Origin of the sequence: Polynucleobacter difficilis, from assembly GCF_003065365.1 — a bacterium.
Taxonomy (GTDB): domain Bacteria; phylum Pseudomonadota; class Gammaproteobacteria; order Burkholderiales; family Burkholderiaceae; genus Polynucleobacter; species Polynucleobacter difficilis.
The window spans coordinates 1,397,984-1,413,099 of record NZ_CP023276.1; the positions used below are offsets into that span (position 1 = coordinate 1,397,984).

Consider the following 15,116-nt stretch of genomic DNA (forward strand, 5'->3'; position numbering starts at 1 on the left):
TTACGGTAAAGTGAAGTATATGCAGCGTTGGCGACGAGACAGATTCTCGATCCGTGTCACTCCCCTGCTTGACCTGATTATGGCAAGCACGATGAACGCCCTTCACCGCTTTTACACCCGTTGTGCCGATCTAAACCGCCGAATCCCGCATGGCGGTTTTTTAATTAGGAGAGTCTGAATGCCTTTGCCCCCAAGCCCAACCCAAATTGCTGATCAGGTTAAATTGGACCGCAAGGATACGCCGGACTTAAAGAAACGGCCCGCACCCATGAAGGTAGTTGAGGTCGACAGTCTAATCAATGAAATTACCGCCGTTCCGAGCGAGTCCGCCGAGTGGACCGAAGAAGCGCCGGCAGATTTATCTGCGGCAGAAGTAGCGCTCGAGCGCATCAAAGCCGATCACCGTACTCGGCAAGGCGATAAAAAAGCATTACTTGAGCCCAAGGCAAAACGCATTACCCGCACCGGCCCACCCTCACTCTTTGTCCTAGATACCAATGTATTAATGCACGATCCAGCATCCCTCTTCCGCTTTGCGGAGCATGATCTGTATTTGCCGATGACGACCTTAGAAGAGCTCGACAACCACAAAAAGGGTATGAGTGAAGTTGCGCGCAATGCGCGTACTGTGAGCCGCTCATTGGATCAATTGATTGCTGGAACCAGTGGCACCTTAGATGACGGCATCCCTTTGGATAAGCTGGGCCACCAGGATGTTTCTGGAAAGTTGTATTTTCAAACCCACCTCACTACTGCCACCCTTCCCGAAGGACTGCCTGAGGGCAAAGGGGACAACCTCATCTTGGCGGTGGTCAGCGAGCTACAACAAAAGCATGCGGACAAGGAAGTGGTGTTGGTATCAAAAGACATCAATATGCGCATCAAGGCCAGAGCGTTAGGTCTGCCTGCCGAAGATTACTTTAATGACCAGGTCTTAGAAGACCGCGATTTAATGTACTCCGGGGTTATGACATTGCCTGCTGATTTTTGGCCCAAGCATGGTAAATCGATGGAGAGCTGGGCTGACACCAAAAGTGGCACGATGTTCTACCGGGTATCCGGTCCGCTTGTGCCCAGCATGCTGGTGAACCAATTTGTTTATCAAGAAAATCCCGATGGCTCTACTCCTTTTTATGCGCAAGTACGCGAAGTGAATGGAAAGTCTGCACTATTGCAAACCCTTCGCGATTTTTCACATCAAAAAAATAATGTCTGGAGCGTTACCGCCCGCAATCGTGAGCAGAACTTTGCTATGAATCTACTGATGAACCCAGAGGTTGATTTTGTGACCTTATTGGGCCAAGCAGGTACCGGCAAAACCCTCTTGGCATTGGCGGCAGGTCTTGAGCAGGTGCTCGATAGCAAGCGCTACAACGAAATTATTATTACGCGTGCGACCGTACCGGTGGGAGAAGATATTGGCTTTTTACCCGGCACCGAAGAAGAGAAAATGCAGCCGTGGATGGGCGCATTTGATGACAACCTAGAGGTGCTCCAGCGCAATGAAGACGGCGCTGGTGAATGGGGTCGTGCCGCTACGCAGGAATTAATTCGCTCCCGCATTAAAGTCAAGAGCATGAACTTCATGCGCGGTAGAACCTTTGTTAGTAAGTTTGTCATCATCGATGAGGCGCAGAACTTAACCCCCAAGCAAATGAAAACCTTGGTGACGCGTGCGGGTCCTGGAACCAAAATTATTTGCCTGGGCAATATTGCGCAGATTGACACTCCCTATCTGACAGAAGGCTCCTCTGGTCTTACCTACGTAGTCGACCGCTTCAAAGGCTGGCGTCATGGCGGGCATATCACCTTAGCCCGTGGTGAGCGCTCGCGTTTAGCAGACCATGCGGCAGAAGCCCTCTAGCATTGGCCAACATAGGGGCGTTGATACTGCATCAAGACGCGCCTATCTTGGCAGCCTTGCGCTACTTCTGTCTAGCCTTATCCTCGCAGGGTGCAGCACTCCTGCCCGCAAACCAACGCCTCCAAGCAAGATTACCAAATTCAAAGAAGATACCAGCGTAGGCACAGAAGGAATTTCGATTGCTGCTGTTGGCCTAGTCGGAGTGCCCTACCGCTTTGGCGGCAACACTCCTGCAGGCGGTTTTGATTGCAGCGGCCTGATTGTCTATGTCTACAACAACGCTGCGGGTCTTAAGCTACCACGCACAGTTCAAGAAATGAGCCGTGCTGGCCAAAGCATTCAGAATGATGCTCCCGCCCCCGGTGATTTGGTGTTTTTCAATACAACTGGAGAGCGCTATTCCCATGCTGGAATCTATGTAGGGCAGGGTCGTTTCGTGCATGCCCCAAGCAAAGGAGGCACGGTACGCTTAGATCAAATGACGAGCCCCTATTGGGCAGCCCGCTATACCGAAGCGCGCAGAATTGCCAACACAAAACCGTAATGAATTAGCTCAAGCCAAGTTCGAAACGAGCACGTTATTCAGAACAGCATTGGTATCAAAATACACTTGCCAGTAGTGTTCATTGCTGCAGTATGGACGAACCGCTAAGACGGGTCCGGCTGGAGTCACCTCCAAGATGCTCACTTCGACCGCAGGAGTAGCTAGGACATTTGGCAAAGCACCAATGCGTTGCTTCAATAAAGCAATAGCAGCATCATGATTTGCCGTATTGGGCAGTAGGCACTTCAAGTCCACCCTACGATAGGAAGTGTTACTAAAGTTTTGGATCGTATCGCCTAATATTTTGCTATTACCAACCATGGTTGATACGTTATCCGGCGTACTAATGGTCGATGAAAAAAGGCCGATTTCTTTTACAGTGCCATTCACACCGCCAGCAACAACAAAGTCGCCCACTTTAAACGGTCTAAGCACAATCAAAAAAACGCCCGCCGCAAAATTGGACAAAAGTCCTGCCCAAGCAGCGCCAATCGCAATACCTGCGGTAGCAAATAAAGCCGCAAAGGTCGTGGTCTGGATTCCGAAGTAACCCAAAATACCAACTACCAATAAGATGTTTAAGGTCACACTGACAATCGAGCCAACGTAGCGCACTACCGTTGGATCAATATGCTGGCGCTCGAGACCGCCTCGAACCATACGCTGGACAATGCCGATTAACCAGCGCCCAATAACCCACAGCGCAATGGCGCCCAGCACTTTGATACCTACATCCGTCGCTGTATGAATAATGAGATCTTGGATTTTGACTAAATCAATGGTGGACATAATCTTTTAAGTAATAAAAGGCTAAATTAAAACGGCTCGTAACCACCAGAAGAAAAGCCCGGGGAACCCATCGCTAAGTTATCAAACTTCGTATATGGACCTTGCCAGCTCAGCCGAATCGTTCCAATTGGGCCATTACGCTGCTTACCGATAATGATCTCGGCAATGCCTTTGTCGGTAGTGGTATCAGCGTGATAGACCTCATCACGGTAGATGAACATAATTAAATCGGCATCTTGCTCGATCGCGCCGGATTCACGCAGGTCGGACATGATCGGGCGCTTATTGGGGCGCTGCTCCAGGCCGCGGTTTAACTGTGACAATGCAACTACCGGGCACTGCAACTCTTTCGCAAGCGACTTCAATGAGCGCGAGATCTCGGAGATTTCGGTAGCGCGGTTTTCAGAGCTGGATCCGCCGCTACCACTCATGAGCTGCAAGTAATCAATCACCACCAAACCCAGTGTGCCGCCAAAATTACGGGCAATGCGCCGTGCTCGTGCACGTAACTCTAAACTGGATAGTGATCCCGTCTCGTCAATCAAAATTTGGGTATTACTGAGGCGTGCAATCGCATCCGTTACGCGTGGCCACTCATCGTCATTGAGTTTGCCGGTACGCATTCTGGATTGATCAACGCGTCCGACCGAACCCAATAAACGCGATGCCAATTGGGAGCCCGACATCTCCATCGAGAACACGACGACTGGTAGCCCTTCAGCAAGCGCCACGTTCTCAGCGATGTTTAATGCAAAGGCCGTATTGTGTGTCACAACGTACTCATTGGTGACATAGGTTCGAGAGGGGTGACTCACCGATATGCATTGCGCTTGTGCAACTCGGGATGGCTTAATCGATTGAAACGTAAGCCTGCGTTGCCGATCCCAACTGCTTCTCAGTCGCACTTTTTTCTCAGGCAATGTAAAAGCTTCAAAGCCTGCTGCAAAGCTCATATTTAAAACGTATGCCAAGCGACCCTGCTTTTGTTCACCTTTGTAGGTGTACTTACTTTGTTTAGTTGCAATCGAACAAAACCCACCCAAGGATCGAGCCAATGCGGTGACATCATCAGCCAATTGCTTGCTTACAGTACAGAAACGAATGGAGCCCCACTTCTCGATCCAGCCATCGGTATCCATTAGGCCCTGAAATAAAGCAAGGCGCGCTGATTTATTAGCCTCCAAATACACGGCAGGAATACTCTTATCAAAACTTCGAGAGCCTAAAACACCAAGGTCATTGAGGGCCGATCTGAAGTAATTGGTCTTGACGGCAACTCGCTCGCCATTCACTGCAATCCGCTCTTTTGAAACGAGGCGCCAGTCGTACGCATTCGCATGAACGAGTTCCATCTCGTAACCTGCAAGCGCATTGATACGCTCAACTAGCTCAGGGGATTTCGTCGAGAACATAACGCTGCTATGAGACAAGGCTAAAGTACCGTCACCCAAAAAGGCGCCTAGCACCCAAGGATGAATCGGTAACTCTTCCGAGTGGCCAAAGTCACCCGACACTGGCTCAATCCATAGGCGATTGCGATAACGTACGCAAGCAAGCATTTCAATTAAACGTGCCGTGCTAATGACGCGAGGTTCTGCCCAATCGCGGTACATCACGCGCCACAGATGTTCGTCACAGCATTCCGCTTGACGACCATCTGAAAACGTCACTTGGTAAATTTGTTTTTGACCTTGCGGATATACGCCAGTCACAAATGAACTCAAACCATCAATCGATGCAAGTTTGTCACCAAAGCGCAGCTCGCCCATGGACTTCCAGCCATCTGGGGTCTTAATTTTTGCATCCAGGGGCTGAGCCTTACCCATCGAGGGTCTTCCAGCCACAATGACTAAATCACCCTTTTGCAAGCCACTCGTTTGCTTATCAAGATCAATAAAGCCGGTTGCGATACCGGTGATATCACTACCGCCTTGGCGGTTGTAGAGCTCATCAATGCGCGCAACGACTTCGCGCAGCAAGGGTTCGATTTCCAAATAATCGGCTTTGCGATTGCCCTCTTCACCGATTTGCAAAATACGGGACTCCGCCTCATCGAGCAGCGTTCGCACAGAACGACCCTCAGGGACAAAAGCAGAGTTAACAATGTTGTCTGAAACTTCAATTAAGCGGCGCAGAATGCTGCGGTCGCGCACAATCTCGGCATAGCCTTTGATATTGGCGGCGCTAGGGGTGCTTTGTGCCAATGAGTTCAGGTAATCAATGCCAACTAGATCGCCACCCTGCTCGGATTTAATGGCTTCATGAACGGTAATGACATCGGCTGGGTGGTTATCACCAACCAGGCGCTGAATAACTTTGTAAATTAAGGCGTGCTCAGGACGGTAAAAGTCTTTGTCCGATAGCGCTGCGCCTAGGCGATCCCAGGCGGTGTTATCCAGTAGTAATCCGCCAAGTAGGGATTGCTCGGCCTCTACTGAATGGGGAGGAACTTTGAGGGCCTGCACGGCTGCATCCCCAGATCCCGCCATGCCAGGATTTAGCGTAACGGAACGGGGACGTTGATCAGCCATGAGGCGACTCGATTAAAACTTAGGCCTGCTCACCAACAACACGAATGTTGATATCGACGACGACATCGGTGTGCACTGCGACTGCAACGGGATGATCGCCAACCATTTTCAGTGGGCCGGTTGGCATGCGTACAGACGCTTTCTCAATCACAAAGCCTTTGGCTTTCATGGCATCCGCGATGTCGTGGTTGGTTACAGAACCAAACAAACGGCCATCAACACCGGCCTTTTGACCGATTTCCAATACCAAACCAGCCAACTTTTGACCAATTGCTTGGGCAGCAGCTAATTTTTCAGCAGCCACTTTCTCGAGCTCAGCACGGCGTGTAGCAAAGTCAGCAATTGCTGCTTCAGTAGCGCGACGGGCTTTACGTTGTGGAATTAAGAAGTTGCGAGCGTAACCGTCTTTAACGCGAACAACATCGCCGAGGTTGCCCAGATTAATAACTTTTTCTAAAAGGATAATTTGCATTGAGGGCTCCTAATTATTTCTTGTGTTGATCGGAGAATGGCAATAAAGCCAAATAGCGCGCACGCTTGATCGCGGTATCCAGCTGACGCTGAAATTTCGCTTTCGTGCCAGTCAAACGCGCTGGCGTGATCTTGGCATTCTCGCCAATGAAGTCTTTTAATGTATCCACGTCTTTGTAGTCAATCTGCTCAACTCCGCCAACGGTGAAACGGCAATAACGCTTACGCTTAAACAATGGGTTTTGCGCGGGCTTCTTTTTGAAATCGGGTTTCTTTCCAAACGCCATGATGATTTCCTCTTTTAACTTTGTAATTGAATGTGGTTTATATGAAAGACCAAGCGCTGATTGCGTATCGTTTTGGGGGCCATGAATCCGGTAAATACTGCCTGGGCTCCTAAGTCCATTTGCGCCAGCACCTGGTGTACAGGGCCAATTGCAATGGCTTCCACGCTCATTTGGATTTTCCTGGGCCGCTCTACTTCCATCACTTCGCCAACATAATCAAGCTGGCAATAAACAACGGGTAAACCGGCTGGGGTAAATCGAATTGCGTCTTTGGATACCAAGGCAGCAGTTAGGGTGAATTGATTCAACGCCATTCCGCCACTGGTTTACGCTCTATCGCCTCCGAGTCTCTCTTCAAAAATGCTTAGGCCGTTGCAACAGGTGCGTCGGTTTGAGCTTGCTTGCGGGCTTCTTCGCGCTGCACTTCTTTCATCATGATCGATGGCTCAGACTCGGCCTTCTTCATCTTGATGATGAGGTGACGCAAAACAGCATCGTTAAATTTGAACGCATGCTCAAGCTCTTCCAGAGTCTTCTGGTCACACTCGATATTCATGCAAACGTAGTGGGCTTTGGCCAACTTGTCGATCATGTAAGCCATCTGACGACGACCCCAATCTTCAATGCGATGGACTTTTCCGCCACTGGTAGCCAATACGGCTTTGTAACGATCAATCATCGCGGGCACTTGCTCGCTTTGGTCCGGATGGACGATAAAAACGATTTCATAATGACGCATCTAACACTCCTTAAGGGTAAAGCTACCTGGGCGTCATCCAAATCAGATGGTGTTGATTTGGAAACCAGTGCAGCAAGGGTGAAAACAAATTGTAAAAACAGGAATTACGTACTCTTGCTTTATTCAGGCAAGACTGCGATTCTAGCAAAAAAATCCTGCCAAGTCATGGATTTACCGCCCAGCTTGGCTTCTGCGGCGGCATATAAGGCCAATTGCAAGGCAATTCTGGCTTTGGGGGCGGTTAGGCTGCCTGCGGCCACCCAGCCCGCGGGATCCGTTTCTGGCAAATGAAGGTGAACATGCCCTGCGCCCACGCGAGAGGCTTTGGCAATCGCCACCCCCTTCTCCGCCAGGGTATGCAGAGGCTTAAGCCAAGCGGCATGCACACCGCCCATGCCGGTTCCCGCAATCACCAGCCCCTGAATTGCTTGGTTTTGCCAATGCAACACTGTTTCTGGTCTGGCGCCAGCATGGCTAGTCAGGATTTCAACCCAAGGCCAAGCGTCCTCCGCTGGAATCGGCATATCCGGGCCCGAATCTATCTGTATGCGCCGAATACGCGCTAACCACGAAGGGTTGATCAAATGAATCGGGCTGCTAAGTGCATCGCGCAGCGGTGCGTTGAGATCGCTGGTATGGCGCTTAGCCAGGTCGCGAGCCAAGCAGACCCGGCCAGCAAAGATGCCAAAGACACCGGCTGGGCAAGTTTGAAGATCCATTTGAGCCCAATGCAGGGCGGCTTGCAGATTGAGTGGGCCATCCGCTTGCGGGTGGTTTGACGGCAGCATTGCCCCGGTCAAAACAACCCGCTTACCTAGGCGCTCGGCCTGCTTACTGCAAACAGCATCCAGAAACAGTCCGGTCTCTTCAATGGTGTCGGTACCGTGGGTGACCACCACCCCAAGAACCAGGGGATTATCCAGTGCTGCCCGCACTGCAAGGCCTAGCTGGGTTAGTAGAGCATCACTCAAGTCCCGGCTATCGATGCTGGCAAGCTGCTGTGTCCGGATTTCGCCCTGCGCGACTCGATTGCTGGACTGCAGGGTCACAATAAGGGCTTCAAGGGCTACTTGGCCCGCACGGTAGGCGGATGGATTTTTTGGATTCTGGGCAAGACCGGCAATCGTGCCACCCATGCCAATAACCAAAACATGCTGATTGGGGGATTTCATGAGCCCATTATCCATTTAACAAAACCTCTTGAAATAACAAAAATACTGTATACAATCACAGCATGGACATAAACACAGCTGAATTGCTCGATTTACCCAAATTAACACCCCGCCAGGCAGAAATCCTGGCCTTGATCACTTCCGCGATACAGGAAAGCGGTTTACCGCCCACCCGCGCTGAAATCGCCACTTGCCTTGGCTTCGCATCGGCCAATGCGGCGGAAGAACATTTGCGCGCCCTAGCTCGCAAAGGCTATATCGAACTCACACCAGGCACCTCGCGCGGCATCCGCATAGCGCAGCAGCACAGCCACCCTTTTCAATTCGGCCGATCGCAGCAAATGTCCCTACCGTCGGGGGCGCTTCAGCAACTCACGCTGCCATTGATTGGACGCGTTGCAGCGGGCTCGCCCATCATGGCAGTGGAGCACATTGAAAAGTATGTGCCGATTGACCCTAGCTTATTTAGCAAAGGGGCGGATTACTTGCTGAAAGTAAAAGGTATGAGCATGCGCGACGCCGGTATTTTGGATGGCGATTATTTGGCCGTACACAAAACAACCGAGGTGCGCAACGGGGATATTGTGGTGGCCCGCATTGATGATGAAGTCACGGTTAAACGCTGGCTGCAGAAAAAAGGCAGCAATGGGCTTGTGATTGAATTGCAGGCTGAGAATCCCGACTTTAAAAACATCACTGTAGATGCAAGGCAGCCCAATTTCGCGATTGAAGGCCAAGCCGTTGGCCTGATTCGGGCAAACGGCCTTTAATACAAAGCCTTACCCCTTAGCGCTTAGTTGGCGCAATGACATTGGCATTTTTAGGCGAAGCCGTAATGGTGATGATCGATTTAGGTCCTGTTAAAGAGCCTTCATTAATCTCAACCGTCGAGGTTCGCTCGCCTTTGGTGAACACCAAAATACTAGTCTTCGATTTAACGGCTGTAACGGTAGTCCATCCTGACTTGGGATACTCCGCCTGGAAAAAAGCATAAATATCGGTCGGGCTTTGCAAGCCATTGAGAACAACGCGACCAACCCAATTATCACCACGGCCAATAATTAAAGAGTCAGTACCCATGATGCGCGCTCCAGCAGGAAGTGGCATATCACCCAAGAGCTGAGCCTGAATTTGATTGACCTCGTCTGGCGTACCGGTTGGAGAGTCGCCTGAAGAGGCACAACCGCTCAGCAAAAGTGCTGTGCAAAGCATCGGCGCTAGGCAGGTATTTAGCTTTAGAGAGGTCATGGGCACATCCGGTTGTGATTGAACAGTAACATTGTAAGTATTGTGGGCGAATCAATCAATCGCCTAAAAAGCCCTTAAAACCGGTATAGATCGATATGCCTGTAGTAACGAGTGCAACTGCAGTACTTCCAAAGTTATGCAGCCTCTTCATAATGATTTCGACAGATTGGGGTGATAACTTTCCTTCGGCAAAACCCTTCACGAGCGAATCCAAGATGGCAGGGGCAACTTTGGCGCGACGGCGCTGCATTTTTTTAGTGAACGCGATACCACCGAACAGCATACCCGTCAGAAAGCTAAACGAAATACTCGCTGCATACTCAACTACTTCACGCCATTCAAACGCATTCTGAGGCAGTATCGGCGTGCGGTCGACTATGCTGGTGATCCAGCTCATGCCAATGACTGAAGCTAGTGCAAGAATGGCCACACCTATAAACCAAGCCAGCACCGAACGCTTACGCGAACTAAATAAAAAGTATCCGAACGGCAATGGCAAGACAATCGAAATGAGTCTTAGGTAAACAATATTCGTGTCATAGACAATGGTGATTACGGCATGCGCTACTAACAATAAAATCAAGGGCAAGACGATAAAGCCAGCAATGTCTAGCAATAACCAGGCAAGGCTGCGTTTCTCTGACTGCGCTGACTGCTGGTCGAGCAGCTGCTCTAGCTCTCGAATCCGATCTTCATAGGCAAGGTGATCGGGGATCTCGGACAAACGCATTTCCAAGTCGGATACTTTTGCCATCATCGGCTTAAAGAGATACAGATCTCGCGTGCAGGTCTTACACACCGACGCCTCCGCTTGAACTTCTGAGAGGCAATAAGGGCACTGCATTACTTCGTCACCACAATAGTAACCACGCTATTCGTCTCACGTCCCTCTGTGTCTTTGGCGGTAATGCGAATGGTGTGGGTTCCAGGGGGCACCTCTGCCTTGCTGAATTGAATGCCAGAAGCGGTAATGGATGATTTCAAGCGGGGCGTAAGATCGACAAAGGGGGATTTCATATAAACAACTTTGACCGAATTGGGGTCAATTTTTTCACCGCCGCGCGCCTCTAAGCTCACCTTAAAATCAAATGGCGATTGCACGGGCGTATCTGCCTCTGGTGAAATCAACTTTACGGCTGGACCACGGGAAATACCGCGCGTTGCTAAGGCTCCTGCCGCAGGCGGTAAAGCAGCTTCTTTTGCACTGATTAACGGAGCGGCTGACAAGGGCGCGCACATCGCTGCTGCAAGCCCCACAAAAAATACATACTTAATTGCTTTCATATCGTTCCCCTAGATATTTGAAATCATAATCAATTAGTCGCCCACCACGACAAACGGAGCCCAAAACAGTGGATGCGCATAGCTGTATTTCATTGCCTTACCTTCGCCCATGCCGCCTTGGTCTATTTGACCCAGCATAGCCTGCCTCAGCGCTTCTGATTTAGCCAAAGTTTTGTCACTTTGCTGCCGCTTAAATAGATCGGTCATCAAGCCGCGCGAGGCAGCGGAATCAACCGGCCAATTTGAGACGAGCAGCGCCTTTGCTCCGGCAAAGAAAAACGCCCTGCCCAAACCGGATACCGCCTCAGAGCCAGCACCCTCACCCGAAGCAGTATTGCATGCAGACAGAACAACCCAATCCGCATTTAACTTTAGAGTTAAAACCATATCCATGGTCAATAGCCCATCATCCGCATCGCCTGTGACTTCTGGCGAAGATAGCGCTAGTGCTGGTTGCGTTAAACCGTTTAGCTCACCAGGAACGAGGCCGTGGGTAGAAAACATCACCACTTTTCGATCAGATAGATCCATACCCATTACCTGTTTAACGCTCGCCTGTTTATGCAGATAGATATCCCCTGATGTAGCGCCAACGGCCCTCGCAATATCCTGAATCTCATCACTCGTATCCGGCAACCTGGGCAATAGGGCCAACTCCGCAGAACTGACGCCTGCTGTTTTTGGGGCGTTTCTTAACTTCAAAGGAACGCCCCGCGTTGCTAGCTGAGTGGGTTTCATTGCCTTATCCGCTGACTTTTGCTGCGCGGCACTGAAATACGGATCACCAAAACCGACAAAGCTTTTCCGATTGGCATCGCCCTCAGGCAAATTTCTGAGAGCCGTGAGTGCGGTGACCGATGGAATTTGACCAATTGCAATATCACGGGCTAGCCATGGAATCGATTTATATCCGGCAAATGGAACTCCAGCTTTAGCGGGTTGTGCTGAAGCCTTAGTCACCAAGACGGACAGTGGTAGCTGGCCTAACTCAGCATGAGGCACAACCAACAACACCTTTTTGCCTTGAAGGCTTGCGGCAACGGGCTCTAAAATTTGCTGGTACAACTGATGCGCGGCCGCAATGTCAAAGGGCGGTATTTCATCAATGGTCGATACACCCGGATCAAGTGATTTTCTAAGTTGAGTTACCTGCTTTGCCATTTGGGCACGGCCAATCGGAATCTGAATAAATTGAGCGGGGCCCTGTTTGCTAATTGACCAAACATAACCAACCTGATCGCCAAAATACCAAGACACCAATACTTCGTCGCTGCGTAACAACTTTTGGGTACGCTCAACACTTGCTGGCTTTGGCTCGACTAACTCAGCATAGTCGGGAAATTTCTTTTCAATTTCTTTTTTAATCTTCTCTCGCTCGGCTTTAAACGCAACGATATCGCTTCGAATCTTCGCTTGAACTGCAGGCAACTGCTGATCGGGTGATGCGGACAATAGTCCCGTCAACAACTCCGAGAGTGTATTGATGCGGCGCTGTAAATCTTGCTCGTTGCGCGCTAGACTAGCCAATTGAGGATCTTTAATATTGGCACGGGCAGCACTAGCCGTTAAAGCACGCTGAACCCCGCTTCCCCTTGCTAGATCAGCAATGGCGAAAGACTCCGCTGCTGCAGCTCCAGCTTGCGTCGGCTCAGACTGCGCCGTCTTAGCCAACACAGCCAAATAACTCTCCAACAAATACGTCATGCGTTGCTGTTGCTTTACGCTACTCGTATCGTTTTCAGCATCATTACGAGCCTGATCTATCAATATGGGAATAGATTGCTTATAGGCGCTACCTGCTTCCTGCCACTTACCCTGAGCTTGCATTGCGGATGCCTCAAAGGCCCTGACCATTGCCAAGCGGGGAGAGTTTTTATCAGCTGACTTTTCCAGTCGGGATAGCATTTGATTTGCCATTAACTCAGCTTGATCTGCTTTATTCGTTTTAAGCATCGCCAAAACCCAATCAAGATCTCCAGCTAAGAAAGTTTTCGCTAGCTCAGGGTCACCTTGAATACCTGCTTGCATCTCTTCAAATGCCGTATTGGCTGTAGCATATTTTGCGTCTGCAACCAATGCAGTGCCTAGCGCGCGCCGCGCTTGCGCCATCACAAGAGAATCGTTAGGTGCGCCACCATCGGTTGCGGATTTTTTGGCTGCTTCTGCAAGTAACACTGCCTCAGCATGTCTACCCTGCTCATTCACAATTCTTGCCAACATATTGAGTGACCTTCCTACATCAGTCGAGCCACTGCCAAAACTATCGAGAGACAATTGCAAGGCCTTACGTGCATAGTATTCTGCATCCATGAGGCGACGCTGTTGCAACAATACAAAAGCAAGATTTTGCTCTCTGCTGATAATTTGCGTAACATAAACTCGGGGATTATTAGTGGAGTCCGCAGCCACCCTAGGACCATCGCCCAATGCATCTACTTTTGATGCTGAGTTTTTAACTTTCTCGTAACCCTGCTCCAATAAATGAATTGCCTTTCTAAACGCCCTTTCACTTTCGATCCACTTCCCTTGGGAACTAAAGTAAATACCGCGTGCACTTTCATAACCCGATTCCCAGGCAGAGCCGTAAGTTGTATAGGCATTAACCCTTCTCAAATTAAATAGAGTGGCTTCTGTGTTGTCGAGGGCATTTTTTGCGGCCTCAAAATTTCCGGCATTTGCATATGCGGTTGTTAGCAGTCGCCCAATGCTAATTTGAATCCCACCAGATCTGGGTAGATTACTAATTTGAAATGCTTTAGCGCGCTCATATGCCTTAATAGCATTCGTGTTTTTGCCTCCTAGGCCTTCATAGACGCCTAACTGAATAAGGTCCTCTAAATGCAGGCGAGGCTCTTTGGATGGATACTTTTCTACGGTTAACGTTGTGTCAGCAATGGCTTCAGCCATCTTCCCCAGATCTTGATAGGCCTTCGCGCGTTTGTAATAGAAGGTATTCAGTACTTCTTTATCTTCAGTAATGGGAACTGGTGTGGCAACGATCGCCTTGGCTTTATCAACCTCTGTGACATTAGGCTTGCTTTGCTGTAAGACCTTCAAAATATCTTTGATGTCCCGAGGTGGCGGCTTTACTTTTTCAAGATCAATTGCAGTCTCTTGCTTACTGGAAGATGCTCCTTGAGCAAACGCGGTAGGGACGGCAAAAACAATAGCCGCAAGCAAAGTTGCAGATAAATAGGCGCTGGAAAGTATTTTTTGAGCCATACACTTGTCCCCTCAAAAGGCGTTTTTCAATGCCCTTATAAATTATAGGACTATTGATGGTAACTCAAACGATGGGGGGCGCAGAAATGTATTTGGAGGCGCGTGAGGGAATCGAACCCCCGTACGAAGCTTTGCAGGCTCCTGCCTAACCACTCGGCCAACGCGCCACATACTTTGAAACAAAATGGGAAGCTTTTCAGGGCTTCCCATCGAACTTGGAGCGGGAAAGGAGGTTCGAACTCCCGACCTATACCTTGGCAAGGTATCGCTCTACCAGCTGAGCTATTCCCGCGTAACAGGGCAACAGTTTAGCAAACTATTGAGCTCTGCGCCGTATTTAATGCCCATTCGTAAATTTAAGACCCCGGAGTCTTATGTAATCAAGCCCCTACTCCGACTTACCCAGCAATTGGGGCAGCGCTTTTTGCAAATAATAGAACATGGACCATAGGGTTAAAAACGCCGCTACCCAGATTAGCCATGTGCCGATTAATGCAGCGCTCAACCAACCAAACAGTGTTCCGTCAAATAACAGAAAAGGAATTGCTACCAGCTGCGCGGTGGTTTTCAATTTACCCACCATATGCACTGCCACACTTTTACTGGCACCCACTTGCGCCATCCACTCCCGGAGTGCAGAGATGGTAATTTCGCGACCAATAATGACCAGGGCCACCCACACTTGAACGCGGTCCATATTTAACAGCACAAGCAAGGCAGCAGCTACGATCAATTTATCGGCGACGGGATCTAAAAATTGTCCAAAAGCCGATTCTTGTTTCATGCGGCGGGCTAAATAACCGTCGAGCCAATCGGTCACCGCAGCAAAGATAAAAAGGGCGGTAGCCAATGCATTTTTTTCCGGCATGCTGAGCCAGCTCGCAGGCAGATAAAAAATCGTGACCAAGAGCGGTATCGCTGCGACGCGCAGCCACGTTAAGGCGATGGGAAGATTAAACGGCATG

Annotated in this window: 15 protein-coding genes and 2 tRNA genes; 3 read left to right on the plus strand and 14 right to left on the minus strand. The window is 49.9% G+C overall.

Going from position 1 to position 15,116, the window contains the following annotated elements:
• Window positions 1-178 precede the first annotated feature (178 nt).
• The gene (locus AOC34_RS07090) at window positions 179-1,864 is read left to right on the plus strand and encodes a PhoH family protein (RefSeq protein WP_108469409.1); all 1,686 of its coding nucleotides are present in this window, start codon (window positions 179-181) and stop codon (window positions 1,862-1,864) included.
• Window positions 1,845-2,408 (plus strand): C40 family peptidase, encoded by a 564-nt coding sequence (locus tag AOC34_RS07095; RefSeq protein WP_108469410.1) that lies wholly within the window; start codon window positions 1,845-1,847, stop codon window positions 2,406-2,408. Before AOC34_RS07090 ends, AOC34_RS07095 begins: the two co-directional genes overlap by 20 nt.
• A gap of 9 nt (window positions 2,409-2,417) precedes the next feature.
• On the opposite strand, the gene AOC34_RS07100 is transcribed toward AOC34_RS07095, so the two are convergent.
• The 7 genes from AOC34_RS07100 to AOC34_RS07130 form a co-directional block, all read right to left on the minus strand.
• The gene (locus AOC34_RS07100; protein ID WP_108469411.1) at window positions 2,418-3,197 is read right to left on the minus strand and encodes a mechanosensitive ion channel family protein; all 780 of its coding nucleotides are present in this window, start codon (window positions 3,195-3,197) and stop codon (window positions 2,418-2,420) included.
• Between the two features lie 26 nt (window positions 3,198-3,223).
• Window positions 3,224-5,728: a replicative DNA helicase gene (gene dnaB, locus AOC34_RS07105; RefSeq protein WP_108469412.1), complete on the minus strand. Its 2,505-nt coding sequence runs from the start codon at window positions 5,726-5,728 to the stop codon at window positions 3,224-3,226.
• A gap of 19 nt (window positions 5,729-5,747) precedes the next feature.
• Window positions 5,748-6,200, minus strand: a complete 453-nt coding sequence (rplI, locus tag AOC34_RS07110) for a 50S ribosomal protein L9 (RefSeq protein WP_108469413.1) — start codon at window positions 6,198-6,200, stop codon at window positions 5,748-5,750.
• A 13-nt stretch (window positions 6,201-6,213) separates the two neighbouring features.
• Window positions 6,214-6,486 carry a 30S ribosomal protein S18 gene (gene rpsR / locus AOC34_RS07115; RefSeq protein ID WP_108469414.1) on the minus strand — a complete coding sequence of 91 codons (273 nt, stop codon included), beginning with the start codon at window positions 6,484-6,486 and terminating at the stop codon, window positions 6,214-6,216.
• A gap of 14 nt (window positions 6,487-6,500) precedes the next feature.
• Window positions 6,501-6,800 carry a primosomal replication protein N gene (priB, locus tag AOC34_RS07120; RefSeq protein ID WP_234408068.1) on the minus strand — a complete coding sequence of 100 codons (300 nt, stop codon included), beginning with the start codon at window positions 6,798-6,800 and terminating at the stop codon, window positions 6,501-6,503.
• A 50-nt stretch (window positions 6,801-6,850) separates the two neighbouring features.
• Window positions 6,851-7,225, minus strand: coding sequence for a 30S ribosomal protein S6 (rpsF, locus tag AOC34_RS07125; RefSeq protein WP_108469415.1), 375 nt, complete (start codon window positions 7,223-7,225; stop codon window positions 6,851-6,853).
• Between the two features lie 119 nt (window positions 7,226-7,344).
• Window positions 7,345-8,397 carry an asparaginase domain-containing protein gene (locus AOC34_RS07130; RefSeq protein WP_199908279.1) on the minus strand — a complete coding sequence of 351 codons (1,053 nt, stop codon included), beginning with the start codon at window positions 8,395-8,397 and terminating at the stop codon, window positions 7,345-7,347.
• A 62-nt stretch (window positions 8,398-8,459) separates the two neighbouring features.
• Between AOC34_RS07130 and lexA the strand changes: the two genes are divergently transcribed.
• The gene (lexA, locus tag AOC34_RS07135; protein WP_108469417.1) at window positions 8,460-9,167 is read left to right on the plus strand and encodes a transcriptional repressor LexA; all 708 of its coding nucleotides are present in this window, start codon (window positions 8,460-8,462) and stop codon (window positions 9,165-9,167) included.
• 16 nt (window positions 9,168-9,183) lie between these two features.
• Here lexA and AOC34_RS07140 read toward each other — a convergent pair whose 3' ends face one another.
• From AOC34_RS07140 to pgsA, 7 genes are all read right to left on the minus strand, one after another.
• Window positions 9,184-9,645, minus strand: coding sequence for a hypothetical protein (locus AOC34_RS07140; RefSeq protein ID WP_108469418.1), 462 nt, complete (start codon window positions 9,643-9,645; stop codon window positions 9,184-9,186).
• Window positions 9,646-9,700: 55 nt separating this feature from the next.
• A complete protein-coding gene (locus tag AOC34_RS07145; RefSeq protein ID WP_159074836.1) occupies window positions 9,701-10,489 on the minus strand; it encodes a hypothetical protein in 789 nt (262 codons plus the stop codon).
• Window positions 10,489-10,929 (minus strand): hypothetical protein, encoded by a 441-nt coding sequence (locus AOC34_RS07150; RefSeq protein ID WP_108469420.1) that lies wholly within the window; start codon window positions 10,927-10,929, stop codon window positions 10,489-10,491. The genes AOC34_RS07145 and AOC34_RS07150 overlap by 1 nt, the downstream gene beginning before the upstream one ends.
• 33 nt (window positions 10,930-10,962) lie before the next feature.
• On the minus strand, window positions 10,963-14,151 hold the full coding sequence (locus AOC34_RS07155) for a CHAT domain-containing protein (protein ID WP_108469421.1): 3,189 nt from the start codon (window positions 14,149-14,151) through the stop codon (window positions 10,963-10,965).
• A 93-nt stretch (window positions 14,152-14,244) separates the two neighbouring features.
• Window positions 14,245-14,318, minus strand: a tRNA-Cys gene (locus tag AOC34_RS07160).
• Window positions 14,319-14,367: 49 nt separating this feature from the next.
• A tRNA-Gly gene (locus tag AOC34_RS07165) sits at window positions 14,368-14,443 on the minus strand.
• 96 nt (window positions 14,444-14,539) lie between these two features.
• On the minus strand, window positions 14,540-15,115 hold the full coding sequence (pgsA, locus tag AOC34_RS07170) for a CDP-diacylglycerol--glycerol-3-phosphate 3-phosphatidyltransferase (RefSeq protein ID WP_108469422.1): 576 nt from the start codon (window positions 15,113-15,115) through the stop codon (window positions 14,540-14,542).
• Window position 15,116 lies beyond the last annotated feature (1 nt).

Coding starts and splice junctions, on each gene's coding strand:
- dnaB (WP_108469412.1), bottom strand. CDS start 5,728: ATGGCTGATCAACGTCCCCGTTCCGTTACGCTAAATCCTGGCATGGCG.
- AOC34_RS07130 (WP_199908279.1), bottom strand. CDS start 8,397: ATGAAATCCCCCAATCAGCATGTTTTGGTTATTGGCATGGGTGGCACG.
- AOC34_RS07100 (WP_108469411.1), bottom strand. CDS start 3,197: ATGTCCACCATTGATTTAGTCAAAATCCAAGATCTCATTATTCATACA.
- AOC34_RS07150 (WP_108469420.1), bottom strand. CDS start 10,929: ATGAAAGCAATTAAGTATGTATTTTTTGTGGGGCTTGCAGCAGCGATG.
- priB (WP_234408068.1), bottom strand. CDS start 6,800: ATGGCGTTGAATCAATTCACCCTAACTGCTGCCTTGGTATCCAAAGAC.
- AOC34_RS07145 (WP_159074836.1), bottom strand. CDS start 10,489: ATGCAGTGCCCTTATTGCCTCTCAGAAGTTCAAGCGGAGGCGTCGGTG.
- AOC34_RS07155 (WP_108469421.1), bottom strand. CDS start 14,151: ATGGCTCAAAAAATACTTTCCAGCGCCTATTTATCTGCAACTTTGCTT.
- pgsA (WP_108469422.1), bottom strand. CDS start 15,115: ATGCCGTTTAATCTTCCCATCGCCTTAACGTGGCTGCGCGTCGCAGCG.
- rpsR (WP_108469414.1), bottom strand. CDS start 6,486: ATGGCGTTTGGAAAGAAACCCGATTTCAAAAAGAAGCCCGCGCAAAAC.
- AOC34_RS07140 (WP_108469418.1), bottom strand. CDS start 9,645: ATGACCTCTCTAAAGCTAAATACCTGCCTAGCGCCGATGCTTTGCACA.
- rplI (WP_108469413.1), bottom strand. CDS start 6,200: ATGCAAATTATCCTTTTAGAAAAAGTTATTAATCTGGGCAACCTCGGC.
- rpsF (WP_108469415.1), bottom strand. CDS start 7,225: ATGCGTCATTATGAAATCGTTTTTATCGTCCATCCGGACCAAAGCGAG.
- AOC34_RS07095 (WP_108469410.1), top strand. CDS start 1,845: ATGCGGCAGAAGCCCTCTAGCATTGGCCAACATAGGGGCGTTGATACT.
- lexA (WP_108469417.1), top strand. CDS start 8,460: ATGGACATAAACACAGCTGAATTGCTCGATTTACCCAAATTAACACCC.
- AOC34_RS07090 (WP_108469409.1), top strand. CDS start 179: ATGCCTTTGCCCCCAAGCCCAACCCAAATTGCTGATCAGGTTAAATTG.